General features: G+C 72.0%; 14 protein-coding genes and 1 pseudogene. 6 read left to right on the plus strand and 9 right to left on the minus strand.

The window, feature by feature from the left end; translation table 11 throughout:
* Positions 1 to 6: 6 nt before the first annotated feature.
* Positions 7 to 720 carry a 2OG-Fe dioxygenase family protein gene (locus AB0G79_RS11720; RefSeq protein WP_360804009.1) on the minus strand — a complete coding sequence of 238 codons (714 nt, stop codon included), beginning with the start codon at positions 718 to 720 and terminating at the stop codon, positions 7 to 9.
* A gap of 236 nt (positions 721 to 956) precedes the next feature.
* Between AB0G79_RS11720 and AB0G79_RS11725 the strand changes: the two genes are divergently transcribed.
* From AB0G79_RS11725 to AB0G79_RS11735, 3 genes and pseudogenes are all read left to right on the plus strand, one after another.
* Positions 957 to 3,560: an ATP/GTP-binding protein gene (locus AB0G79_RS11725; RefSeq protein ID WP_360804012.1), complete on the plus strand. Its 2,604-nt coding sequence runs from the start codon at positions 957 to 959 to the stop codon at positions 3,558 to 3,560.
* A gap of 69 nt (positions 3,561 to 3,629) precedes the next feature.
* The gene (locus AB0G79_RS11730; protein ID WP_360804015.1) at positions 3,630 to 4,679 is read left to right on the plus strand and encodes an SDR family NAD(P)-dependent oxidoreductase; all 1,050 of its coding nucleotides are present in this window, start codon (positions 3,630 to 3,632) and stop codon (positions 4,677 to 4,679) included.
* Between the two features lie 7 nt (positions 4,680 to 4,686).
* Positions 4,687 to 6,261 (plus strand): annotated as a pseudogene (locus AB0G79_RS11735) (NAD(P)/FAD-dependent oxidoreductase).
* Between the two features lie 69 nt (positions 6,262 to 6,330).
* On the opposite strand, the gene AB0G79_RS11740 reads toward AB0G79_RS11735, so the two are convergent.
* The 3 genes from AB0G79_RS11740 to AB0G79_RS11750 form a co-directional block, all read right to left on the minus strand.
* The gene (locus tag AB0G79_RS11740) at positions 6,331 to 6,873 is read right to left on the minus strand and encodes an isochorismatase family cysteine hydrolase (RefSeq protein ID WP_360804018.1); all 543 of its coding nucleotides are present in this window, start codon (positions 6,871 to 6,873) and stop codon (positions 6,331 to 6,333) included.
* Positions 6,874 to 6,898: 25 nt separating this feature from the next.
* Positions 6,899 to 7,327, minus strand: coding sequence for an SRPBCC family protein (locus tag AB0G79_RS11745; RefSeq protein WP_360804021.1), 429 nt, complete (start codon positions 7,325 to 7,327; stop codon positions 6,899 to 6,901).
* Between the two features lie 98 nt (positions 7,328 to 7,425).
* Positions 7,426 to 8,610: a zinc-dependent alcohol dehydrogenase gene (locus AB0G79_RS11750; RefSeq protein ID WP_360804024.1), complete on the minus strand. Its 1,185-nt coding sequence runs from the start codon at positions 8,608 to 8,610 to the stop codon at positions 7,426 to 7,428.
* 215 nt (positions 8,611 to 8,825) lie between these two features.
* Here AB0G79_RS11750 and AB0G79_RS11755 point away from each other — a divergent pair, with 215 nt between their 5' ends.
* Positions 8,826 to 11,174: a nitrate reductase gene (locus tag AB0G79_RS11755; protein WP_360804308.1), complete on the plus strand. Its 2,349-nt coding sequence runs from the start codon at positions 8,826 to 8,828 to the stop codon at positions 11,172 to 11,174.
* A gap of 15 nt (positions 11,175 to 11,189) precedes the next feature.
* Here AB0G79_RS11755 and AB0G79_RS11760 read toward each other — a convergent pair whose 3' ends face one another.
* From AB0G79_RS11760 to AB0G79_RS11770, 3 genes are all read right to left on the minus strand, one after another.
* Complete coding sequence (locus AB0G79_RS11760) at positions 11,190 to 13,265, minus strand: MMPL family transporter (RefSeq protein WP_360804027.1); 2,076 nt, start codon at positions 13,263 to 13,265, stop codon at positions 11,190 to 11,192.
* A gap of 121 nt (positions 13,266 to 13,386) precedes the next feature.
* Positions 13,387 to 14,325 (minus strand): carbon-nitrogen hydrolase family protein, encoded by a 939-nt coding sequence (locus AB0G79_RS11765; RefSeq protein ID WP_360804030.1) that lies wholly within the window; start codon positions 14,323 to 14,325, stop codon positions 13,387 to 13,389.
* Between the two features lie 7 nt (positions 14,326 to 14,332).
* The gene (locus tag AB0G79_RS11770) at positions 14,333 to 15,859 is read right to left on the minus strand and encodes an APC family permease (RefSeq protein WP_360804033.1); all 1,527 of its coding nucleotides are present in this window, start codon (positions 15,857 to 15,859) and stop codon (positions 14,333 to 14,335) included.
* Between the two features lie 152 nt (positions 15,860 to 16,011).
* On the opposite strand from AB0G79_RS11770, the gene AB0G79_RS11775 reads away from it, so the two are divergent.
* On the plus strand, positions 16,012 to 16,668 hold the full coding sequence (locus tag AB0G79_RS11775; RefSeq protein WP_360804036.1) for a TetR/AcrR family transcriptional regulator: 657 nt from the start codon (positions 16,012 to 16,014) through the stop codon (positions 16,666 to 16,668).
* Between the two features lie 28 nt (positions 16,669 to 16,696).
* Here AB0G79_RS11775 and AB0G79_RS11780 read toward each other — a convergent pair whose 3' ends face one another.
* Complete coding sequence (locus tag AB0G79_RS11780; protein WP_360804039.1) at positions 16,697 to 17,326, minus strand: TetR/AcrR family transcriptional regulator; 630 nt, start codon at positions 17,324 to 17,326, stop codon at positions 16,697 to 16,699.
* Positions 17,327 to 17,457: 131 nt separating this feature from the next.
* Between AB0G79_RS11780 and AB0G79_RS11785 the strand changes: the two genes are divergently transcribed.
* Positions 17,458 to 19,194 carry an amidase gene (locus AB0G79_RS11785; protein ID WP_360804042.1) on the plus strand — a complete coding sequence of 579 codons (1,737 nt, stop codon included), beginning with the start codon at positions 17,458 to 17,460 and terminating at the stop codon, positions 19,192 to 19,194.
* 122 nt (positions 19,195 to 19,316) lie between these two features.
* Here AB0G79_RS11785 and AB0G79_RS11790 read toward each other — a convergent pair whose 3' ends face one another.
* Positions 19,317 to 25,007 carry a discoidin domain-containing protein gene (locus AB0G79_RS11790; protein WP_360804045.1) on the minus strand — a complete coding sequence of 1,897 codons (5,691 nt, stop codon included), beginning with the start codon at positions 25,005 to 25,007 and terminating at the stop codon, positions 19,317 to 19,319.
* Positions 25,008 to 25,536 lie beyond the last annotated feature (529 nt).

Raw genomic sequence — 25,536 nt, forward strand, 5'->3', positions numbered from 1 at the left:
CGGTGGTCACTTTCCCGCTTCGTAGCTCATCAGGAGCATGTCCCGGAACCCTCCGCCGCCGTGACCGTCCCACACGAGGGGTGTGACGTCGTGGAGGACGCGGGCGTCATCCGCGTACAGGCTGTCCAGCGGGTGGGTGAAGGTGCGGTGGGCGAGGAGCGTTCCGTCCGTGCTCCTGATCTCGGTGCGGCCCCCCGTGACGTTCCTCCGGGACATGTGGTGCACGGCGATAAAGTCGAAGCCGTCCCGATGCAGCCCTTCCGGCGAAGGAAGGCCGACGAACCCGGGTGAAGCCGTCGTGCGGACCAAGTGGACGTTGACCGTCCAGTAGGCGGGCGGCGCGCCCGAACACGTCGCGAACAACATGGCGTTGCTCCGCATGAGGCCGCGCAGGAAATGGTTGCGAACCTGCTCGCCGTCGAGAGAGGCGAAGTACCTCACGACTCCTCCGGCCAGTCTGTTGACGTCGAGCGACTGGAAGTATCCTGGCGCGGCATCGTGCCGGACCCCACCGTCGTGGTCCATCAGGAAGCGTGCGTGCCGCCGTCTTCGGTAGGTCGCACCACGCGGCAGATATGGATCCACCGGGAGATCGCCCCAGCCGTCGCGGAGCGCGTCCATGGCCTGCGCGCACGTGGCCTCCAGGAGGAAATCGGCTCCGGCGACGAAGCGAAACCCCTCTGCTCGTAAGCCGCTCCGCACATCCGCCTTCACGTTCACACCCGAGGAAAATGCCATCGCAGCCCCCCAACCGCCCACGGAACGCAGAGAATGACAGGCGTGCCGGAAAGGAGCAAGAGCCCCTTTCCGGCCTGCCGGGCATCGCGGTTCACAGTGGCCGAGACCGGGGATATCGTTCCCGGACAGTGGATTCACCCTGACCGAACGGGGGGAAGATCATTTCTGCCAGGGACTTACGTGCACTGTTCACATCGAACTCCATTCACCTGGACGCAGTGCAGGTATTCACCAATCGCCAGGACGAACGGCACAGTTTCGACAGCGCGCTCACGCGCTATCTCTCGCTGATCGACGATTCGCTCATCGATCCTCAGGACCTCACCAGCCCCCGGCGGAACGTCCTCACGTACTACGGCGTCGGCGGCGTCGGAAAGAGCGCCCTTTCACGCCAACTCGAGCACAGGTGCATCGGAACGGTGGGAGCGCCCACCGAATGGCCCGACTCCACGGTGGACGCCGACCGGCTGCACACGGTCCGCATCGACATGTCGCGCGAGAACGGACTCGACTTCGAGACGGTCATGCTGCTCATCCGGTCGTCCCTGTGCTCCACGGGACAGGCGATGGTCGCCTTCGACCTCGCGTTCGCACGCTACTGGGAGATCGCGCATCCGAACCAGCCCATCGAGAGCCACATCCAGCAGCAGGGAAGCCTGCGCGCGTCCTCGAACGTCCGCAGGCTCCCGGATCAGTTGCGCGGCGCGCTCGCCGAGGCGGTTTCGTCGCTCGGCGTCCCCGGTCTGAGCACTCTTGCCGACGGCAGCATCGAGATCGTCAGGGCGTTGCGGGACCGTTCACGGCAGCGCAGCGCGTTGGCGCGGTGTATCCGGCTTCCCCATCTCCTGGAGGCGGAAGCCGATCTCGAAAGCCTGAGCTACTTCCCGCATCTTCTCGCCTGGGACCTGCACGAGTTGCAGCGGAGGACACGGACCGGAGTCGTCGTGTTCATCGACACGTTCGAGGACGCCGCGACGCGACGCCACCGTGACGTGGAGCGGCTGATGCAGCGCCTCGTCTGGCTCATGCCGAACGTGCTCTTCGTGATCACAGGGCGGAACAGGCTCGACTGGGACGACCCCCACCTTGTCCACCTCCTGGACTGGGCGGGGCCCGTCAGCTGGCCCGGACTCGCCGACGGCCAGGCCGAGGAGCCCCGCCAGCACCTGGTCGGAAACCTCTCCCCGGAGGATTCCGAACGCTACCTCCTGAACCGGGTACGCCAGGGCGGAGGCCCTGCCATACCCGAGGACATCAGGCACATGATCAGAGAGCGTTCCCACGGCCTACCGCTCTACCTGGACCTGTCCGTCATGCGCTTCATCCATCTCTCCGCCGGGCCGGCGGCACCGACCGCCCGGGACTTCGACGCGAGTTTCCCAGCGATAGTCTCCCGGCTCTTCAGGGATCTGCAGGGTGACGAACGGCAGGTCATGCGTGCGGCCAGCATGCTCGACGGGTTCAGTGTCGACATCGTCACGGCAGGTGCCGGCCTGAGCAGCGAGGCGGCGGCACTTCGCCTGACAGATCGTCCCTTCATCCAGTTCGACAGCATGGCCCAGTGGCCCTTCCACATGCACGCGCTGGTCCGCTCCCTCGTGCGGGACGCCGATCGAGGACTCGACGACTCCTGGAGTACGCGCGACTGGCACAACGCCGCCCAGCGCATGCTGGACCAGCTCGCCCTCACCGCACGAACCGCGCAGCGTCAGCACGACAGGCGGACGCTCATCAGTTGCCTGAACCAGGGCATGCTGTTGGCGCACGAACATGGTCTACCGCTCGGCTGGCTCGTCGAAGGGGCCTTCTGGTACGTCGACGACATGACGTGGGAGCCCACACTCCGCCCGCGCATCAGCGGTGTCGACGCCGCCGACCCGGCGACCCCGACGACACCCGCCCAGGCACTGGCCAGTGGGCTCGCGGCTGTCGGAGCCCGCCAGCGGCAGCCCCGTCAGACCAGCGCGGCAGCTATCGAGCGAGTCCTGTCGACGGACCTGCTCGACGGGGATCTCGCCGACCTCCTCCGTTACTTCCACGCCGAATGCCTCCGCGAGCTCCGGCGCCCGGACGAGTCCGAACAGGCCATGTACGCCCTCATGTCGTCCGGACGGCGCATCGGAAGGACCGCACTGCGCGGCTACCTCCACATGCTGCGCCAGACCGGCCGGTTCCGGGAGGCGCGAGACCACATCGCGGCACAGGAGGCGGGCGGCGTCTGGCCTCGCATGCTCGGGGACATCTGGTGGCTGCACGCCAGGTTCGACGACGCCATCCGGGACTTCGACGCGTCCCTGCGCTGGGCGCTCGAGCAGAGGGTTCCCGGCGAGATCGCCATCAGCGCCTCCTCGCTCCACTTCGTGGACGCCTTCCAAGCCGGAACCGTCCTCCCCGCGTCCTTCGCGACGGCGCGTGGGGTACTGGAGACGACCAACGTGAGCTGGGCACGCAGGTTCTCCGCCTGCGCCGGGATTCTGGCCGCGGCGGGGGACGCCTCCGAAGTGGGCCTGCGCACCGAAGCCGTCGTGGCCGACTGCGAACAGAACGGGGTCAACTCCTCCGCCGTTCACGCGCGGTTCGCACAGGCCTTCCACTGCGCGGTCGTCGGTGACACACCCGGACTTCTGTCGGCCCGGGGCGAGGTGCGGGAACGGGTCACAGGAACGGAGTTCGCCTACCTCTGCGAGATCGTCGACTTCTGGTTGGGTGACGCCGCTCCGGACGACGGCCTCCCTCGCGCCGACTGGATCGGCGGCGTCGACGCCGTACGGCGACGCTGGCTCGACCTGATCGCGCGCCGCAGGGCGCAACGGCTCCGCTGACGACGATAGGGATTCTCGTACGACGGACACATGAAGTGGGCCGGTCGCGGTGAGACGCGGGGTGTGAGGATGCGCGACGCCGTCGTGGTCGTGACCGGCGCTTCCAGTGGGATCGGCCGGGCCACCGCCCTCGCCTGCGCGGGGTACGGGGCACGGGTCGTGGTGGCCGCGCGGAGCGGGGCGGCGCTGCGCGAGGTGGCGCGCGAGTGCCGGCTCCGGGGCGGCGAGGGCCTCGCCGTGCCCACGGACGTGGCCGACGAGCGGGCGGTACGGGAACTGGCCTCCCGCGCCGTGGAGCGGTTCGGCCGCGTCGACGTGTGGGTCAACGCGGCGGGCGTCGGGATCCTGGGCCGGTACGACCAGGTGCCCCCGGACGAGGTGCGGCGGCTCCTGGAGGTCAACGTGCTCGGCGCCGTCCACGGGGCCCGTGCGGTGCTGCCCGTCATGCACGGGCAGGACCGGGGGGTCCTGATCGACGTGGCCTCCCTCCTCGGCGGTGTCGTGGTGGCGCCCTACATGGGGGCCTACGCCATGTCCAAGGCCGCACTCGTGGTGTTCGACGACGCACTGCGCCAGGAGCTGGCGCTCGCGGGCGAAGAGCACGTCGCCGTCTGCACCGTCCTGCCCGCCGGGGTGGACACTCCCTTCTTCCGGCACGCCGCCAACCGCTCGGGCCGGGACCTCAGATCGCTCCCCCCGGTGGCCACGCCGGAGCGCGTCGCCCGGGCCGTCGTGCGGACGGCGGTACGGCCCCGGGAGCGCGTCCTCGTGGGGCCGTACGCGCGACTCCTCGTCACGGCCCACGCCCTCGCGCCCGGGCCCCTGAGCCGCGTGGTGGCACGGCGGACCGGCCGCGCCTACCTCGGTCCGGTCACGGCCGCGGCGCCGACCGGCGGCATCCTGCGCACCCCGAGCGGTGCGGACGCGGCCGTGCGCGGAGGGCGGCACGGCGGGCTGCGGACCGCCTTCCGCAGGGCGGCCGCGGCCGCCCTCGCCCTGGGCGCGGCCCTGGGCACCGCCGTGGCCGCCTCCCGCCGTCTGCCGGGGGATCCCGGACGCGCGGCCGCAAGCGATCGTCGGACCCGGAAGCGAGGTCCCCGTGACCGTCACGGATCCTGACGCCGTGGTGATCGGCGCCGGTCCCAACGGACTGGTCGCCGCCAACCTCCTCGCCGACGCCGGCTGGCAGGTCCTCGTCCTGGAGGCGCAGCCCGTACCCGGCGGAGCGGTCCGCAGCGACCGCGGCCTCGACCCGGCCTACGTGCACGACCTCTTCAGCGCCTTCTACCCGCTCGCCGCCGCCTCCCCGACGATCAGGGGGCTGCGCCTGGAGCGGTACGGGCTCCGCTGGAGCCGCGCCCCCGTCGCCGTCGCCCACCCCCTGCCGGACGGCCGCTGCGCCGTCCTCGCGTCCGACCGGAGCGGGACGGCGGCCTCGCTGGAGGGGTTCGCGCCCGGCGACGGTGCCGCCTAGGAACGGCTGTGCGACCTCTGGGACCGCATCGGGGACGCCCTCCTCGACTGCCTCTTCACGCCCTTCCCACCGGTCCGCGCGGGCGCGCGCCTCGCCACCCGGCTGGGCCGCGCCGAGGCGCTGCGGGTGGCGCGTTCGATGCTGCTCCCGGCGCGTCGGTTCGGTGAGGAGGAGTTCGCCGGCGAGGGCGGGCGGCTCCTCGTCGCGGGCAACGCCCTGCACGCCGACCTGGCGCCCGAGTCGGCGCTCGGCGGCGGCTTCGGCTGGCTCATGTGCATGCTCGGCCAGGCGTACGGCTTCCCCGTCCCCCGAGGCGGGGCGCAGGCCCTGACGGACGCGCTCGTCCGGCGGCTGACGGCCGCCGGAGGCGCCGTGCGGTGCGGCGCGGAGGTCGTCGAGGTCGTCGTCCGCAGCGGACGGGCCGTGGCGGTCCGGACCGCCGACGGCACGCTGGTCGGGGCCCGGCGGGCCGTCCTCGCCGACGTCCCCGCCCCCCTGCTGTACGGGCGTCTCCTCCCCCTCGGCGAGCTGCCCCCACGGCTGCGGGCCGACCTGCGGAGATTCCAGTGGGACTTCTCCACCGTCAAGATCGACTGGGCGCTGTCGGGGCCCGTCCCCTGGCTCGCGGAGGGGCCGCGCACGGCGGGAACGGTCCACCTGGCCGACGGGGTGGACGAACTGACCCTCTTCGCGGCGCAGATCGCCATGCGCCAGGTGCCGCGCGTCCCCTTCCTGGTCCTCGGGCAGATGACGACGGCGGACCCCGGCCGGTCCCCGGCGGGCACCGAATCCGCCTGGGCCTACACGCACGTGCCCCAGACCGTCGCGGGCGACGCCGGTGACGACGCCCTCGGGGGCCGCTGGGACGAACGGGAGCGGGAGGCCTTCGCCCGGCGCGTCGAGGCACGGGTCGAGCGGTACGCCCCCGGGTTCACCGACAGGATCCGCGCCCGCAGGTTCCTGGCCCCGCCCGACCTGGAGCGGCTCGACGCCGCCCTCGTGGGAGGAGCCGTCAACCAGGGCACCACCAGCCTCCACCAGCAGCTCTTCTTCCGGCCGCTGCCCGGCACCGGGCGTCCGACCACCCCCGTCGAGGGGCTCTACCTCGCCTCCGCCACCGCGCACCCCGGAGGCGGCGTGCACGGCGCCCCCGGCGCCAACGCCGCCCGGACCGCGCTGCGCGCCCACCGTCTCCGGCTGATCAGCCGCGTCGGCCGCGGACGGTGAGCAGCAGGCCTGCCCGCCAGACGGTCATCGGTCAGGGGGTAAGGGGTCAGGGGGTAAGGGGTCACTCGGTCAGTCGTCGAAGGCGACGTCCGCCGCCCGGCAGATGGCCGCGCCCATGTTGCGGCTCATCATGCGCAGCGCCGCGCGGGCGAGATCGCCGTCGATGTGGGCGACCGCGTCCTCCGGCACGACGACGGCGAAGTGCCGGATGTGGGCGTCCAGGGCCGAGTACAGGACGCACTGCTCGGTGACCTGTCCGCACAGGACGAGGCGCTCCGTGCCGAGCCGGCCGAGCAGGTAGGCCAGCGGGGTCTCGTAGAAGACCGAGTGCCGGGCCTTCACCACGAAGAGGTCGTCCTCGGCGGGCGCGACGGGTCCGACCAGGTCCGGGTGGCGCCCCGCGAGGGCCACGTCGAGGATCTCGCCGTGGTGGGAGCGCCAGCGCCCGAAGTTGTCGTTCACGTAGACGACGGGCGACTCGGCGGCGCGGGCCCGCCGGAGCAGGGCCGTGACGCCGGGCAGCTTCTCGCGCACGGAGGGCGCCAGGGCCTCGGCGTCCTCGTGCTCGTACGTGTTGAGCATGTCGATCACGATCAGCGCCGTTCGGGGCATGGCAGCCGCCGCCTCTCGCTCGCCGTCACCCCTCCACCACGTTCGCCAGTCGCCGGAGCATGTCGCGGTGGCGCAGCTGGATCAGGGCGTCGACGGCGACGTTGTGCAGCGTGCCGACGACGCCGCGGAGGGGGTGTTCGTCCACGATGACCAGGGCCTCGCGCCCCCAGGGGCGTACCTCGATCGCCACCCGCATCGTCCCGAGGGGGCCGCTGTCGACTTCCATCTCCGGTTCCCGGGGGGCTTCCACCCGGCGTACGACGGTGGTGCCGGAGGCCGTCCACGGTCCGAGCCTGACGTCGTACGACAGCGCCGATCCCAGCGCGGGCCAGATGCCGTACGCCGGGCGCGAGGCGCTGGTGCCGACGACCCAGTCCGCGTACCGCGAGGCGTCGGCGAGCACCGTCCACACGTCGTCGGGCGCCGCGTGGACGAGTCGGATCCGTACGGCCATGGGTCCTCCCCAGGTCGGAGGTGCCGCCGACGGCCGGACGGCCGCCCGCGCGGGGCGTCTGCCCGGGCGGGCGGGTCTCCACTCCCCGGCGGCCCGACTCAGGGGGTGAAGAGGACCTTCACGGCGCCGTCCCGCTTCGCCTGGAACATCTCGTACGCGTCCGGGGCCTCCGCCAGCGGCAGGCGGTGGGTGGCGAAGTCGTCGACGCCCAGGGGGTCGCCGTCGAGGAGCAGCGGGAGGATGTCGTCCACCCACCGCCGGACGTTGGCCTGTCCCATGCGGAGGGTGAGCTGCTTGTCGAACATGGTCAGCATCGGGAGCGGGTCGGCGGCGCCGCCGTAGACCCCCGAGACCGAGACGGTGCCGCCGCGGCGGACCAGGTCGATGGCGGTGTGGAGCGCGGACAGCCGGTCCACGCCGGCGCGCTTCGTCAGGGCCGCGGCGAAGCCGTCCGGGAGGAAGGTGGTCATTTCCTGGGCGGCGGCGGCGAGGCGGCTGCCGTGCGCCTCCATGCCGACGGCGTCGACGACGGCGTCCGGGCCGCGCCCTCCGGTGAGCTCCCGGACGGCGTCGGTCAGACCGTCCCCGTGCTCCGTGAGGTCCAGGGCGTGGACGCCGCGCCGCCGGGCGCGCTCGAGCCGTTCCGGTACGAGGTCGACGCCGATGACGGTCCCGGCACCGCGGTGGGCGGCGATGCGGCAGCTCATGTCGCCGATCGGGCCGAGGCCGAGGACGGCGACGCTGCCGCCGCGCGGGACGGAGGCGTAGTCGACCGCCTGCCAGGCCGTGGGCAGGACGTCGGAGAGGTAGACGAAGCGGTCGTCGGCCGGGCCCTCGGGGACCCGCACGGGCAGCCGGTCGCCGAAGGGGACCCGGAGGTACTCGGCCTGTCCGCCGGGTACCTGGCCGTAGAGCTTCGTGTAGCCGAAGAGGGCGGCTCCCGTGCCGTGCTCGTGGACCTGGGTCGTCTCGCACTGGGAGTGCAGTCCCTGGGTGCACATGAAGCAGGAGCCGCAGGAGATGTTGAAGGGGACCACGACCCGGTCTCCGGGCTTCAGCGCGGTGACGTCGGGGCCGACCTCCTCGACGATGCCCATGGGTTCGTGTCCGAGGACGTCGCCGGGGTCGAGGAAGGCCCCGAGGACCTCGTAGAGGTGCAGGTCGGAGCCGCAGAGTCCGGTGGTCGTGATCCGTACGATCACGTCGTCGCGGTCGCGGATCACGGGGTCGGGGACCGTCTCGTACCGGACGTCGCGCTTGCCGTGCCAGGTGAGTGCCTTCATGACGCCTCCTCGCGGAGCGGGCCGGGGCCAAGGCCGGGGCCGGGTGGCTGGATGGCCGGGTGCGGCCGGGTGGCCGGGTGGGCCTCCCGGAGGGCGTGTGCCCCGATCGGGCCGGGGGAAGGCGGCGGATCGGGGCCCGGTCGGCCGCGTATCGGGGACCGTCCGCCGGGTAGACGCCGCCCCGTCGAGAGGAGCGGGCCATGAGAGGGCTTCCGGTGGTGGGCGCGGGCGATCGTGTGGCGGACCCGTGGGGCCGTCGCACACCGTACGGCCGGGGCGGGGCCTGGCCCGTGCGGACGGACTCGTGCCTCGCCGACGGCGTGGCGGAGGAGGACGTCGAGGCCTGGGTACGGGCGGCCTCGCTGCTGCACTCCGACGGCGACGCGATGGACATCGCCGTCCGGGGCGGACGGATCGTGGGGGTCAGGGGCCGGTCCGGCGACCGCGTCAACCGGGGCCGTCTGGAGCCGAAGGACCTGTACGCGTGGCAGGCCAACGCCTCGGCGGACCGGCTGACCCGGCCTCTGGTCCGCGAGGGCGGGCGTCTGGTGGAGAGCGACTGGCCGACGGCCATGGAACGGGTCGTCGCCGCCTCGCGGCGGCTGATCGCCTCGCACGGGCCGGAGTCGGTCGCGTTCTACACCTCCGGGCAGCTCTTCCTGGAGGAGTACTACACCCTGGCCGTCCTCGCCCGTGCCGGGATCGGCACCCCGCATCTGGACGGCAACACGCGTCTGTGCACGGCGACGGCGGCGGAGTCGCTGAAGGAGTCGTTCGGCAGCGACGGTCAGCCCGGCTCGTACGGGGACATCGACCACGCGGACACGATCGCCCTGTTCGGGCACAACATCGCCGAGACCCAGGTCGTCCAGTGGATGCGGATCCTGGACCGCCTCGAAGGGGGAGACCCGCCCCGTCTGCTGTGCGTGGACCCGCGGCTGACGCCGGTGGCACGGCGCGCGACCGTGCACCTGGCGCCCCGGCTCGGCACGAACGTGGCGCTGCTGGACGCCCTGCTGCACGAGATCGTCCGGCGCGGCTGGACCGATCCCGGGTTCATCGCCCGGCACACGGTCGGGTTCGAGGGGCTGCGGAGGCAGGTCGAGCCGTGCACGCCCCGGTGGGCGGCCGGGATCTGCGACGTGCCGGCGGCCTCGATCGAACAGGCGGCCGAGCTGCTCGGGACGGCCGACCGCCTGCTGTCGACGGTGCTGCAGGGGTTCTACCAGGCCCACCAGGCGACGGCCGCCGCCGTCCAGGTCAACAACCTGCACCTGATCCGGGGCATGCTCGGCCGCCCGGGAGCGGGGGTCCTCCAGATGAACGGGCAGCCCACCGCCGAGAACACCCGCGAGTGCGGGGCGGACGGGGACCTGCCGGGCTTCCGGAACTGGCAGAACGAGGAGCAGGTGGCCGACCTCGCGCGGGTGTGGAACGTGGAGCCGTCGGCGATCCCCCACGACGGGCCGCCCACGCACGCGATGGAGATCTTCCGGCTGGCGGAGGAGGGCACGGTGCGGATGCTGTGGATCAGCGCCACCAATCCGGCGGTGTCCCTGCCCGACCTGGCCCGGATCCGCTCCGTCCTCGCCCGGGAGGGGCTGTTCACGGTCGTCCAGGACTTGTTCCTGACCGAGACCGCGCGGTTCGCCGACGTGGTGCTCCCCGCGGCCACCTGGGGCGAGAAGACGGGGACCTTCACCAATGCGGACCGCACCGTGCACCTGTCCGAGAAGGCGGTGGAACCGCCCGGCGAGGCCCGGCCCGACCTGGAGATCCTCCTCGACTACGCGGCCCGGATGGGCTTCGAGGACAAGGACGGCCGGCCGCTGGTCCACTGGACCGGGCCGGAAGAGGCGTTCGAGGCGTGGAAGCGGTGCAGCGCCGGGCGGCCGTGCGACTGCACCGGCCTGAGTTACGCGAAGCTCCGGGGGCCGAGCGGCGTCCAGTGGCCGTGCACGCCCTCCGCCCCCGACGGCACGGAGCGCCTCTACGGCGACGGCCCGGACTGGGCCCGTCCCGACGTCTGCGAGTCGTACGGGAAGGACCTGGTGACCGGCGAACCACTGGGCGAGGAGTGGTACCGGGCGACCAACCCGGACGGGAAGGCCCTCATCCGGCCGGCCCCCTACGTACGGCCGCGGGAGTGGCCCGACGAGCACCACCCCTTCCAGCTGACCACCGGACGCACCCTCTACCACTTCCACACGCGCACCAAGACGGGCCGGACCCCTCAACTGAACGCCGCCGCCCCGGAGGTCTGGGTGGAGATCGCCGAAGCCGACGCGGCCCGGCTGGGGTTCGCCGAGGGCGACCTCGTCGAGGTCGCCACCCGCACGGGGGCGCTGCGCGGGCGGCTGCGCGTCGGCACGGTCCGCCCGGGTGTGCTGTTCGTGCCCTTCCACTACGGGTACTGGGACACCCCGGAGGGCGACGCCCCGGCCCCCGGGGCCCCGGGGGGCGCGGCGAACGAGGTGGTGCCGAGCGTCTGGGACCCGGTCTCCATGCAACCGCAGTTCAAGACCGCCGCGGCCGCCCTGACCCCGGTGGGTAGGGCGCGGTGACGGGACCCGCGTGAATCAGGGGCGGTGACGGAGCGCGCCCGGCCACCAGACCGCGGGGCCGATGTCCCGTACGAGGGCCGGGACCAGGAACGACCTGACGACCAGGGTGTCGAGCAGCACCCCGAAGGCCACGATGAAGGCGATCTGGACGAGGAAGGCCAGCGGGATCACGCCGAGGGCCGCGAAGGTGGCGGCGAGGACGACACCGGCCGAGGTGATGACCCCGCCCGTGGCGACGAGTCCGCGGCGCAGGCCCTCCCGGGTGCCGTGCCGCCGCGTCTCCTCCCGTACCCGTGACATGAGGAAGATGTTGTAGTCGACCCCGAGGGCGACCAGGAAGACGAAGCCGTACAGGGGGACGGCCGGGTCGGTGCCGGTGAAGCCCAGGACGTGTTCGAAGACGAGGGCGGACACGCCCAGCGTGGCGAGGAAGTTGAGCGCGACGGTGGCCACCAGGAGCACGGGCAGCAGCAGCGAGCGCAGCAGGCCGACGAGGACGGCCAGGATGACGACGAGCACGACGGGCACGATGAGGCTCCTGTCCCGCTCGGCCGTGACCTGCGTGTCGTAGCGCTGGGCGGTGGTTCCGCCGACGAGGGCGTCGGCTCCGGGGACCGCGTGGAGGGCGGTGCGCAGGGCGACGACCGTTTCCTCCGCGGCGGCGGAGTCGGCGGCGTCGGCGAGGGTGACGTCGATCCGTACGCGCCCGTCGGCGACGAGCGGCCGCGGGGTGCCGGGTGCGGCGAAGAGGGCCGCGGAGGCGACGCCGTCGACGTCGGCGGCGGTCGCGCGGACCCGTTCCGCGGCGTCCGCGTCGGCGATGACGACGGCGGGGTTCCCGGCGCCGCCGGGGAAGTGCGCGCCGAGGCGCTGCTGCGCGGCGACGGACGGGGCGTCCTTGACGAAGATCTCGTCGAAGGGGACGCCCTTGGCGTCGAGGGTGAAGGAGAAGGCGGCGCAGGCGAGCAGGGCCGCGAGGGATCCCGCCCAGACCTTGCGGGGTGCCCGGTCGACGATCCCGGCGACCCGGTGCCACACGGGGTGGGCCGCGTCGCCGTCGGCGGCGGGCCGGGGACGGGACGGCCAGTACGCGGCCCGGCCGAGCAGCACCAGGGCGGCGGGCAGGAAGGTCAGGGAGCTGAGGACGGCGCAGACGATGCCGATGGCGCCGACGGGACCGAGGGCCCGGTTGTTGGTGAGGTCGCTGAAGAGGAGGGCGAGCAGGCCGAGCGCGACGGTGGCGGCGCTGGCGACGACGGGTCCGGAGGACCGCTTGAGCGCGGACCGCATGGCGGGCACCCGGTCTCCGTCGTGGACGCCGAGCTCCTCCCGGTAGCGGGCGGCGAGGAGCAGGGCGTAGTCGGTGGCCGCGCCGATGACGAGGATGGACAGGATGCCCTGGACCTGGCCGTCGACGCGGACGACGTCCCGGTCGGCGAGCGCGTAGACGACGGCGCAGGCCAGCCCGAGGGCGAGGACCGCGCCGGCGATGACGAGCAGCGGCAGCAGGACGCTGCGGTAGACCAGGAGCAGGATCACCAGGACCGTCGTCAGGGCGACGGCGAGCAGGATGCCGTCGATGCCGGCGAAGGCGTCCTTGAGGTCCGCCTGGGTCGCGGCGGGACCCCCGAGCCAGACCTCCGTTCCCGGTACGGAGGAGGCGGCGGCCTCCACCTCCCCCAGGACGACGGCGAGTTCGTCCCCGAGGTCGGGGGCGAGTCGCACGACCCCGCGCAGGGCCTCGCCGTCGTCCGAGAGGAAGGCCGGTGAGGGCGGGCCCACGACGCCCTCGGTGCCCGTGAGGGAGGCCAGGGCCCGGGTGGCCGCGGCCTGGGCGGTCGGGGCGACGGCCCCGCCGCCGTCCGCGGTCCAGACGACGAGGGCGGGGAGGGTCTCCTCCTGGCGGAACGCGTCCTGGGCCCGCAGGACCCGGGTCGACTCGGCGTCGCGCGGCAGGAAGGCGGCCTGGTCGTTGGTGGCGACCTCGCCGAGCTTCCCGGCGTACGGGCCGAGCCCTCCTCCGATGCCGAGCCAGGCGACGAGCACCAGCAGCGGCAGTAGTCGGCGCGCCCAACGCGCGGTTGCGGACATGCGGGACCCTCCCCGGGGACGTACGGCGGAACCGTCTCGCCCGCCATCCTCCGTTCTGCGTGCCGGTGCGCGGCGGATGCGGGCGTCACGGATCCGTGTCGGGGCTTCGGGGCGGGGCGGCTCAGTGCTCCTTCGGCCCGTGCGGCTCGTTCGGCTCCTTCGGCTCCTTCGGCCCGTGCGGCTCGTTCGGCTCCTCGTGCCAGTCGGGTGTGCGGAACGTCCCGCCGCCGTACATGGGCAGCTCGATGCTCGATCCGTAGCGGGCGAGCTGGCTCCAGGGCCGGTTGATGCCGGCGGAGCCGTACCGCCGTACCCGCGTGACGGCGTCGAGGTCGAGGACGTCGACGAGGACCTCCTCCCCGCCGCCCGCCTGCTGGCGGACGGTGCCCTCGGGGTCGACGATCAGGCTGGCGCCGACGCCGGCCGGGTCGGAGGCGTTGACGTTGACGACGTACACCTGGTTGGTCCAGGCGTTGGCGCGGGCGCAGACCTGTTCCATCTCGCGGTCCCGGGTGGTGGTCAGGGTGGGCTGGATGACGACCTCGGCGCCGAGCCAGGCGAGCTGCCGCACGGTCTCGGGGAAGGAGCCGTCGTAGCAGATGGCCAGGCCGACGCGGCCGATGCCGGGGATCTCGAAGACCGTGAAGCGGTGCCCGGGCGCGGCCTGCTCGTACGGCTGCCAGGGGAAGACCTTGCGGTAGGTGGCGGCGATCTCCCCCTCGGGCGAGATGGCGAGCGCGGTGTTGTGGATCGTGCCGTCCTCGGTGCGCTCGAACACGGTGCCGGGGACGAGCCACAGCCCGGTCTCCCTGGCGAGGTCGCCGAGGCGGTCGGTGAGCGGTCCGGGGACGGGGACCGCGGCCTTCTCCATCCAGTTCTCGGGGTGTTCGCCGAGCAGCGGGCCCTCGGCGGCGAGGAACAGCTCGGGGACGACGACGAGCCGGACGTGCGGGAAGACGTCGCGGACGGTCCTGACCTGGTGGGCGAACCGGTCCCAGGTGGCGTCGAGGTCGTACGGGACGGGGGCGGTCTGGACGGCGGCGATGGCCAGGGTACGCATCGGTGGATCAGCTTTCGTTGCGGGTGGAGCCGGTGGAGGCCGGCGGGGCGACGGAATCCTTGCCCTCGCGGAAGAAGCGGGGGAACGCCGCGCGGACGAGGAGGACGACGAGGACGCCGCAGGCGACGGCACCGACGCCGAGGAGGAAGACGCCGCCGATGCCGTGGAAGGAGGTGCTTCCGTAGTCGGGGGCGATCGTGTCGTACGCGCTGCGGGCGAGCGCGGCGAGCATCATGAGGCCGCCGAGCGCGGGCAGGACGCCCTTCAACAGCAGGTCGCGCACGGAGTCGCGCAGGCGGTGGCGGAAGTGCCAGACGCAGGCGAAGGCGGTGGCGCCGTAGTAGCAGGCGATCAGCAGCCCCACGCAGAGGATGGCGTCGCCGAGGAAGCGCGGCGAGGCGGTCTTGAGGACGACCAGGGTCACGGCGGTGGCCGCGCCGAAGAAGACGGTCCCGACGGTGGGCGTCCGGTGGCGCGGGTGGATGCGCGCGAACACGGCCGGCATGGCTCCGTGGGTGGTCATCGACAGCCAGCCGCGTCCGCTGCCGACGAGGCAGGTGAGCATCGCGGCGAGCGCGCTGACGCAGACGGCGAGCTGGACGACGGTCGCCAGGGCGTCGCCGAGGAGCGGCGGGGCGAGGGCGGCGAGGAAGTCCGTGGCGTTGTCGGGGTTGCCGAGGCCGACGCCGCCGGTGCCGGTCCCGGCGTGGGCGACGGCGGCGAACGTGGTGAAGAGGTAGGTGACGAGGAGGACGGAGGTGGAGATCAGGACGGCGCGGCCGGGGACGCGGTCGGCGTCCTCGCTCTCCTCGTTCACGGTGATCAGCGCGTCCCAGCCCCAGTAGATGAAGAGGCACAGGAGCACGGACTCGGCGAAGGGGCCCGGGCCGTCGAAGGCGAAGGGGTCGAGCCAGGACAGCGAGGGGGTGGCGGCGCCGGGCCGGGTGAGGGCGGCGAGGCCGAGTCCGAAGAGGGCCACGAGCTGCAGTCCGAGCAGCGCGTACTGGATGCCGGTGGCGAGCTGGAGCCCCCGGCGGGCGAGGAGGGTCGCCGCGGCGAGCAGCAGCAGGCCGGTGGCGGTCACGGCGACGTCGTCGCCCGCGAGGCCGTCGAGGCCGAGGACGGAGAGCAGGTACGTGGCGCTGACCTGGGCCAGCGCGGTCATGGCGAAGAGGGAGGCCACGGTGGGCACCCAGCTGCCGACGAGCCAGCCGGTCCAGGGGCCGAAGGCGCGGGTGTTCCAGACGAAGGTGGTGCCGCAGTCCGGCATCTCCCGGTTGAGCTCGCGGAACGCGAACGCGGTGAACAGGATCGGTACGAAGCCGATCAGCAGCGCGGCGGGGGCGAGGTCCCCGACGGTCATCGTCACCAGGCCGAGCGTGACGGCGATGGAGTAGGCGGGAGCGGTGGAGGAGAGCCCGAGGGCGACCACCCCGAGCAGCCCCACGCTGCCGCGGCGGAGTCCCTTGTCGGTGGGGTCGGGGGTGGTGCCGGATCTCGGTCCGGCGGAGGTGTCCTGCGATTCGAGCGTCACTGCGGAGGCTCCTGACGGGAGGCACGTTTTGTTAAACCGAGATTTAAGAACTGGGTGGCGACCTCGTCAAGAGCTGGCTTCGTGTTGTTAAATGCCACGAAAGAACGCGAGCGGAATCAGCGCACGCGGGCGCGAAGGGCGAGGGTCGGCACATGGCGTCGGACAAGCGGGGCGGGACGGACGGCAAGGCGGACCGCAAGGCGGACCGCAAGGCGGACCGCAAGGCGGACCGCAGGGCGGACCGCAGGGCGGAGCTCGGCGCGGCCGTACAGCGGGCGCTCCTCGTCCGCGGCCTGGACGGGCTGCGCCTGCGCGACGTCGCCGACGAGGCGGGCGTGACACCGGCCGCCGTGCTCTACTACGGCGATCTCGACGCGCTCGTGTACGAGACCTACCAGCAGGCGATCGAGCGCTACAGCCAGGACCGGGAGCGCGCCGCCGAGCAGTTCACGGACGCCCGCGACCAGCTGCGCGCGTGCATCGACCGCGGCCCGGCCACCGGCCCCGAGGACGCGCTGACCCGCCTGCTCTACGAGTACTGGCCCCGCTGCCTGCGCGACGCCAAGGCCGCGGCCCTCGACAGCGCGCTGACCGAACGGCAGATCTCCGTCTACCACGCCGTTCTGGTGCTCGGGCAGGCCCAGGGCCACTTCACCCTGACCGACCCGCCCCGGCTCCTCGCGGCGAACTTCGTCGCCATGGAGGACGGCTACCAGATGGAGATCCTCTCCGGCCGCCGCACGCGCGGCGAGGTCGTCACCGCCCTGCGCTCCTACGCCCGCGCGGCGACCGGCCACGACCTGGGCTGACCGGTGGCCCGCCGGCGCGGCCCGTTCCTCAGGGAGCGGGCCGCAGTTCGCGTTCGAGGGCGGCGAGGGCGAACGCGTGGGGGGAGGCCCGCTGCCAGCGGGAGCGGCCGAACATCACGTCCTCGGCGAGCCCGCTCAGCATGGCCACGGCGCGGATCGTGAACTCGGGGAGGTCCACGTCGGCGAAGTCGCCCCGCTCCCTCCCCTCCCGGACGATGGCCTCCAGGCGCTCGTCCCAGCCGTCGAGGAGCCCGGTGAGGACGGCCCGGCCGGCTTCGTCGTGGCTCTGCAGCATCACCTGCGTCCACAGCGCGTAGCGTTCGTCGCCCTGGTGGCGGGGCAGGTAGAAGCGGACGAACACGTCCAGCTTCCCGGCGGGGGACGCCGCCCGGTCGGCGGCGTCCTGGAAGCGGGCCCACAGGTCCGCCTGGCTCCACGCGAGCACCTCCAGGAGCAGCCGGTCCTTCTTTCCGAAGTGGTAGAGGATGTGGCCGGTGCTCATGCCGGCCCGGGCGGCGATGTCGGACATCCGCAGGCCGGCCGTGCCCTTCTCGGCGATGACGCTGACGGCGGCGCGCATGGCGCGCTCCCGCGCCTCGTCCCCGCTGCGCTGCCGCTTCCGGTCGGGCAGCGCGCCCCCGCTCCGTGACGTCGCCATGAGCTCGCTTTCGGTCCTTCCGGTTCCGGAGAGATTCAGTCCGCTCAGTCTATTCCGTTGATCTAGATTTTCGGTCTAGACTGAAAATCTAGTTAGAACGCTGTCGCACGATGCCATCCAGGAGAGACCGCATGACGCGCGGATTCGATGTTGTGGAGACCTCTGTCGCCGAGCTGCGCGCGGCGCTGGAGAAGGGCGAGACGACCTCGGTCGGCCTGCTCGACGCCTACCTCGCGCGGATCGAGGCGTACGACCGTCCGGGCACCGCCACCGCCCTCAACGCCATGGTCGTGATGAACCCGCGAGCCCGCGCCGAGGCGGAGGCCTCCGACGCCCGCCGCGCCCGCGGCGAGACCCTCGGCCCGCTGGACGGCATCCCGTACACCGCCAAGGACAGCTACCTCGCCAAGGGACTCACCGCCGCCTCCGGCTCCCCGGCCTTCGAGCACCTCGTCGCCCAGCGCGACGCCTTCGCCGTCGAGCGGCTGCGCGCGGGCGGCGCCGTGCTCATCGGCCTCACCAACATGCCGCCCATGGCCAACGGCGGAATGCAGCGCGGCGTGTACGGCCGCGCCGAGAGCCCCTACAACGCCGACTGGCTCACCAGCGCGTACGGCTCCGGCTCCTCCAACGGCTCCGGCACGGCGACCGCCGCCTCCTTCGGCGCCTTCGGACTCGGCGAGGAGACCTGGTCCTCGGGCCGCGCCCCCGCCTCGTACAACGCCCTCTGCGCCTACACGCCCAGCCGCGGCGTGATCTCGGTCCGCGGCAACTGGCCCCTCGTCCCGACCATGGACGTCGTGGTCCCCCACACGCGCACCATGGCCGACCTGCTCGAACTGCTCGACGTCGTCGTCGCCGACGACCCGGACCCGCGGGGCGACCTGTGGCGCGCCCAGCCGTGGCTGGAGCTGCCCGCCGCCTCCCAGGTCCGTCCCGCCTCCTACCCCGCCCTCGCGCCCGCCGACGCCGAGGCCGCGTCCGCCGCGCTCGCCGGCAAGCGCGTCGGCGTACCCCGCATGTACGTCAACGCGGACCCCGAGGCCGGGACGAACCCCGACGGCGGCATCGGCGGCCAGACCGGTCAGCCGATCGAGACCCGCCCCTCCGTCATCGCCCTGTGGGAGGCCGCCCGCCGCGACCTGGAGGCCGCGGGGGCCGAGGTCGTCGACGTCGACTTCCCCGTCGTCACGAACTACGAGTCCGACCGCCCCGGCGCCCCCTCGCTGTTCACCCGCGGCCTCGTCAGCCGCGAGTACCTCACCTTCGAGATCGAGGACCTGTCCGCCTGGGCCTGGGACGACTTCCTGCGCGCCAACGGGGACCCTGCGCTCTCCACGCTGGCCGAGGTCGACGGCGCCCGCATCTTCCCCAAGTGGGAGGGTGAGCTCCCCGACCGGTACGAGGGCTTCGACGACACGATCGGCGAGTACCCCCGCTTCGTCCGCGAGCGCCCGTACGCCTCCCTCGCCGACATGCCGCTCCTGGAGGAGGGCCTGCGCGGTCTGGAGGAGACCCGGCGCGTCGACCTGGAGCTGTGGATGGACGGCCTCGGCCTCGACGCCGTCGTCTTCCCCGCGGTCGCCGACATCGGCCCCGCCGACATGGACGTCGACGTGGCGTCCGCCGACCTCGGCTGGCGCAACGGCGTCTGGGTCGCCAACGGCAACCTGGTCCCCCGCCACCTCGGCATCCCGACCGTGACCGTGCCCATGGGCACCATGGCGGACACGGGGATGCCCGTCGGGCTGACCTTCGCGGGCCGCGCGTACGACGACAACGCCCTGCTGACGCTGGCGGCGGCCTTCGAGACCACCGGCAGCCGCCGCACGGAACCGCCGCGCACACCGCGCCTGTCGGCGGAGTGACCTGACGGAGTGACCTGACGGAGTGAGCTGACGGAGTGGGCTGACGGCGGGAACGGCCCGCACCTCACGGATCAGGGGCCGCCGGATCGTTCCGGCGGCCCCTGATCACCTGCGGCCCCTCGTCAGGAGACCGTCGGGTCGTAGACCTCCATCTCGGCGAACTGCATCCGGTACTGGCCGTTGGCGTCCTTCGGCAGGTCGGTGCCCCTCACCCGCACGTAGCGGGCGTTCTGCTCCGGGAACGGGAACTGCTGGACCTCGTTCCCGGGCCGGGGGTAGCCGTCGCGCCGGACGACGGTCGTCCACGCGGTGCCGTCCGTGGAGACTTCGACGACGAAGTCCGCCGGGAAACCGACGCCCGTGTTGGCGGAGCCGTCGTTGCGCGGGTACAGGTTGACCCATCCGACCTTCTGCACGGTCCCGAGGTCCACCGACACCCGCTCCTCGTGGTTGGCCGTCAGTGTCCCGTCGCTGCTCCACCCCTGTATCCCGGGCAGCGCCGAGGGGTTGCCGTCGGTCAGGGCCGAGGCCTTCCAACCGGACGCCTCGTAACTGCTGGTCGCCGTCACCGCGCCTCCCTTGGCGAGGTTCCTGCTCTCGCGCGGCAGCGACTTCCCGCTGTACACCTCCAGGGCGCTGAGCTGCATGTGGAACTCGCCCTTGCTGTCGGCGGACAGCCTCGTCCCCGTGACCTTCACGTACCGGGCCGTCATCGGGAAGAAGGGGAAGTGCTGCGGCGAGGCGTCGGGCTTCGGGTAGTCGGTCCGTTGGACGACCTTGGTCCAGACGAGACCGTCCTGGGAGATCTGCACCGAGAAGTCGACGGGAAAGCCGTTGCCGGTGTCCGCCCCGTCGGAACGGGGCCGCATCGTCACCCAGTTCACTGGCTGCACGGCGCCCAGGTCGACCGTGGCCCATTCGGCGTGGTTGGTCGCGATGCTGTCCTTGCTGCTCCATCCTGTGCCGGACCTGCCGTCGACCATGCCGCCGAGCGACCAGGGATGCGCCTCGTAACTGCTGCTGGCCGTCGCGGCGGCCCCGAGCGCCAGGTCGGGCTGCGCGGAGTTGAAGGTGCGGGAACCGTAGACCTCCAGCTCCGCGAACTGCAGCCGGTACTCGCCGGGGCCCGCCAGGTGCGCCGCGTTCACCCGCACGTAGCGCGCCATTCTGGTGTTGAACGGGAAGGGCTGTACGGCGTCGCCGGGCCGGGGATAGGCGGTGCGCTGGACCACCTTCGTCCAGGTGGTGCCGTCTCCGGAGACTTCGACGGCGAAGTCCACGGGGAATCCCGCTCCGGTGTTGGGCACGTCGTTGCGCGGGTACAGGTTGACCCAGTTGACGGCTTGCAGGGTGCCGAGGTCGACGGTGACCGACTCGGCGTGATCGGTCGCCACGGCGCCGTCGGAGCTGAATCCGAGGGAACCGACGGCCGATCCGCGCCTGCCGTCCACCAGCGCCGACCGGTACCAGCTCGCGTTGACGTAGGCGCTGGTCGAACTGACCGGGGCGCCCTTGGCGAGGTTGACTGCGGACGACGGCAGGTAACGGGCTCCGGCGGTCTCCAGGGACGCCAGCTGCATCCGGTAATGGCCGTTGGAGTCCTTGGACAGCTTGGTGCCCGTGACCTTCACGTAGCGGGCGCTCTGGGAGGGGAACCAGAAGGTCTGGGCCGCGTCACCCGGCCGCTGGTAACCGGTCTGGTCGACGACGGGCTCGCTCCACGTCGTGTTGTCGTCGGACAGCCGCACGGTGAAGTCGACGGGGAATCCGGTGCCGGTGTTGGCACCGTCGTTGCGGGGCCGCAGGTTGATCCACGACAGCGGCTGGGCGGCACCCAGGTCGACCGTGACCGACTCCGTGTGGTCGACGGAAACGGAGCTGTCGCTGCTCCACGCCGTGGACGCCTTGCCGTCCACGAGGGCCTGGGCGGGCCAGCCGGGGGCGCTGCTGCCGGCGCTGACGGTCGAGCCGATGGCCAGGTCCGGGACCCGGGGGTCGAAGGCCTGGTCGCCGTAGGCTTCCAGCTCCGCGAACTGCATGTGGTACTCGCCCCGGGCATCGGCGGACAGCTTCGTGCCGGTGACCTTGACGTAGCGGATCTGCCGCGTCTCGAACGGGAACGACTGCTTTCCTCCGTCGGGACGCGGGTAGCCGACGCGCTGGACGACCTTGGTCCACGACGTCCCGTCCGGGGAGACCTCGACGGTGAAGTCGACCGGGAACCCGGATCCGGCGTGGGCCCCGTCACCGCGCGGCTGGAGGTCGATCCAGTTGACGGAGCGCGGCGCCCGCAGGTCGACGGTCACGGACTCGGTGTGGCTCCTGGTGATGTCACCCGCGCTGCTCCAGCCGGCCGACGTGCCGTCGAGCAGGTTGTTCAGGGCCCAGCCGGATCCTTCGTGGCTGCTGCTCGCGGTGGCGGTCATGCCCTTGGCGAAGTTGTACGCGCCCTGGACCGGCGCCTGCGGGCCGTAGGCCTCCAGTTCGGCGAACTGGAGGTGGTAGTCGCCGTGCGTGTCGGTGGAGAGCTTCGTCCCGGTCACCTTGACGTAGCGCGCGGTGCTCTTCTCGAAGGAGAAGCCCTGCGCGGTGTTGCCCGGTCGGGCGAAGCCGGTGCGCTGGATGACCCGGTTCCAGGTGGCGCCGTCCTCCGAGACGTCGATCGTGAAGTCGACAGGGAATCCCATACCGGTGTTGGCGCCGTCGTTGCGGGGATACAGGTCCACGGCGTCGAGGTCGTAGGACGCACCGAGGTCGACGGTGACCGACTCCGTACGGTCGTTGTTCGGGCTGGCGGTGCTGGTGCTCCAGCCGTACGAGCCGGGTCCCGACTCGCGCTTTCCGTCGACGAGGCCGCTCCGGCTCCACCCTCCTGCTTCGTAGCTGCTCGTCGTGGCGACCTGCGCGCCCTTGGCCAGGTTGGGGCCGCTGTGCGTGGCGCCGCCGGTCAGCGGTTCGCCGAAGGTGTAGGTGCCCTGGACGATGCCCAGGCCGGGCCACACGGTCAGGGAGTTGCCCGGGGTCCGCCCCCACAGGTCGGCACGTCCGTCGCCGGTGAGGTCGGTGCTGGAGGACAGTTCGGGGTAGGCGGTGGCGGGAACCCCGCCGAGGATCTTCTTCGGCTTCGCCGACTCGCCCCAGGCTCCGAGGTCGAAGTTGCCCTGCGCGTCCTTGCGGCCGGCGTACTCGTGGACCTCCCCGGTGGCGTCCGTCCGGACCCAGAGGTCGGGAACGCCGTCGCCGGTGGTGTCGCCGGGGGCTATGAGGGTGCGGCCCCGCCAGGTGTTGCCGCCGATCTGGATCGGAGGGCTGGTCTCGTCGAGGTACCGCCCCTCGCTGCCGTAGTAGAGCCAGAGCGCGTCGCCCTCCCTGACCAGCAGGTCGGGCAGGGCGTAGGTGCCGTTGAGCGAGCGGGAGCCGCCGAGCAGGTCGTCGATCGCCAGGATCTGGGTGTCGGGGTCGCCCCAGTGGTCGAGACCGGGCGGCTGGCAGTCGCCCGCCTCGGCGGCGGTCTTCGTGCACATGACGGTGAGCGGGTCGTCCACGGCACGGACGGTGCCGTAGCCGGTGTTGGCGTAGGCGTACAGCTGGTACTGCTGGTCCGCCTCGCTGAACCTGCGTATCAGCAGGTCCTCGATGCCGTCGTTGGTCCAGTCGCCGCGGTGGGTGATCTGTGCGCCGGGGAGGGAGGCTCCGCCGTACACGGCGGTGCCGAAGCTGCCGTTGCCCCTGCCGAGGTAGGTACGGAGGGTGCCGCTCGGGTCCAGGGACCAGATGTCGGCGTTGCCGTCGCCGTTGAGGTCGCCCGCGCGGTCCTTGGCCCCGGAACCGTTGGCGTACAGCAGGTAGGCGCGCTGGTCGGACCGGTTGCCCGTCCTGTCGAGGCTGTAGGCGTAGACGTGGGCGGGGCCGACGGCCGGCGGGGTCAGGGTGACGGTGGCGGAACTGCCCGGCGCGCCGGACACGTTCACCCCCCGCTCCTGCGGGTCCCAGCTGGTGAAGTACCGGTAGGCGACCACGTCGCTGACGCCCGCCGCGCCGAGGGTGAACCGTCCGGCGGTGACGCGGGCCTTGCCGGTCACCGCGGGCCACCCGGCCCGCCCGTCGGGGAATTCGGCGGAGCTGACCGTGGGCGGGTTGCTCGGCCGGTCACGGTCGACCTCGAAGGACTTGACGGCGCTCCAGCCGGAGTAGGCGCCGTCCTCGTCCTTGGCGCGCACCCGCCACTGGTAGGAGCCGCTGGGCACGCGGGCGTCGGGGAGCGCGAGGGTCGAGAAGCGGCCGCGCTGGGCGGAGATGTGCTCGTCCACCGAGGGGGACTGGCCGGTCTTCCACAGCTGGAAGTTGGCCTGGAGGTTCCCGGAGTCGGCGTCGTCGATCTTCGCGTGGAGGCTGATGCCGGTATTGCCGATCAGCGCGTTGTTCGGGTTGGTGCCCAGCTCGGTGGGCACCTCGGGAACGGTGTTGTACTTGGTCGACAGCTTGGCCGTGTCCGGGTCGAAGCGCTTCCAGGCGTAGGTGTCGGTCTCGTCGGCGGCGTACAGGCCGAACGTGATGTCGCCCTTGTTCTGGGCCGCCCGCTCACGGACCTTGGCGGTGACGTCGAACTCGAGCGTGCCCTCGGGGCATTCCGTGCTGCCGTCCCAGCCCTTGGCATCGTTGACCGAGGACAGCAGGGCCTCGCGGACCGGCTGACGGTTCCAGGTCGTGTTCCGGTCGATGCCGCTGGTGTGCCAGAGCTGGACGACGCGGTCGTTGCAGGACCAGGCGTGGGTGTTCGTCATCGTGAACACCGAGGACTTGACGATCTTGCCCGCGAAGCTGCTCGTGTCGAACTGGAAGAAGGAGCGGGACAGCCCGCCCGTTTCGCTCTCGTAGCCGACCCGGGCCTGTTCGTTGGCGTTCCAGTACTTCTTGTCCCGGTACTTGGCGGAGACCCGGGTCCAGTTCTGGCGCTTGCCCTCCGCCCAGGAGGGGTCGATGAAGACGGGGTAGACGGTGTCCGGGTCGGTCAGCATGCCGGCGTCGGGGGTGATCTCCAGGGATCCGCCCGATACGCGCACGCCCATCGCCGCGTCGTTCGCGCCGGTACGCGGTTCGAAGACGGACTCGGCGGAGGACGCGTTCCCCTGCACCACGACGGGTCCGCCCTGGGGGGCGACGAAGGAGCCCATGGCCGGGGTGTTCGCGTCGCTGGAGTCCCACATCATGGGCGCGGGGCTGACGAACGCGGCCTGGCCGGCGGGGTTGCGGGCGAGGAGGTTCCCGGAGGCGTCGGCGCTCACGTCGAGTCCGACGGTCTCGACGCCCATCCGGAGGACGGCGAGGTCGGGGTGGCGCGCGGCCTCGGGGGTCTTGACGACGAGGAGCTGGGAGAAACCGTCGACGTCGGCTCTGATGCGGAGGTCGACGTCCGGCAGGATCCCGGGGTACGTGGCGACGGAGCCTTCGAGCACGGGCACCGGCAGCGGCCGGGGCCAGGTCAGCTCCATCTCGCGGCCGTCCTTGACCATGCGGGCCATGACTCCGGATCCTCCGGAGAACGACATGGCCGTCGTGGTGGCGCGCGGAACGACCCGGCCGTCGGCCCCGAACTCCAGGGTGGGGTCCGTGGGCACCCAGGCGTCTCCCCTGCGCACGCGGACCGGCGAGCCGTAGCGGTCCACCGCGAAGTCGCCGGAGGGTTCGGCCCAGGTGTCCGAGGTCTCCGTACGACGGGACATCAGCTCGACCCGCCGTCCGGTCTGAGCCGCCTGGGCCGACGCCAGTTCCGCCTCGGTCGGTTCGGCTCCGGTGGGAACCGTTTCGGCCACCGGGGACAGGGCGGAGGCAGCCGGGGCGACCGGAGGCGGGACGGCTGCGACCCCCAGACCGAGAACCAGGAGTCCGGCGACCAGGAGGCGTGAGGCACCTGGCCTCACCACTGGTGGTCTTTCTCGCAAATCAGACACCGCGCATTCCTCTGTACGTAGCAGTTAACGCCCAGACCATACCGACCAGATGACATCTACATCCTTTGCGATGTCTTTACCTTTACTATAACTGGATCAAGCCATTCCGAATATGCCATCGGAGCTCTACATTCCGCTCCCTATGGGCGACTTTCCCCCTCCACCCAGGAGCGACAAAAGCCGTAGATCACGGCAAACCACACCTGATATACCGTCAGAAAGTTGCGCGAACTGCCGATTTGCCGATGTTAGCCTCGGCCTGAATACCCCCTGTATTGTCTTTTATTTCGGGAGACACGATTGAGAACGTCTATTCAACGTGGCGCGGGGAAGGGTCCCACAAGATGGAATCAACACATCGGATCCATTCGCTCCGCTTTTGCCATCGCCC

It is taken from the genome of Streptomyces sp. NPDC020807, from assembly GCF_040641575.1.
GTDB lineage: Bacteria > Actinomycetota > Actinomycetes > Streptomycetales > Streptomycetaceae > Streptomyces.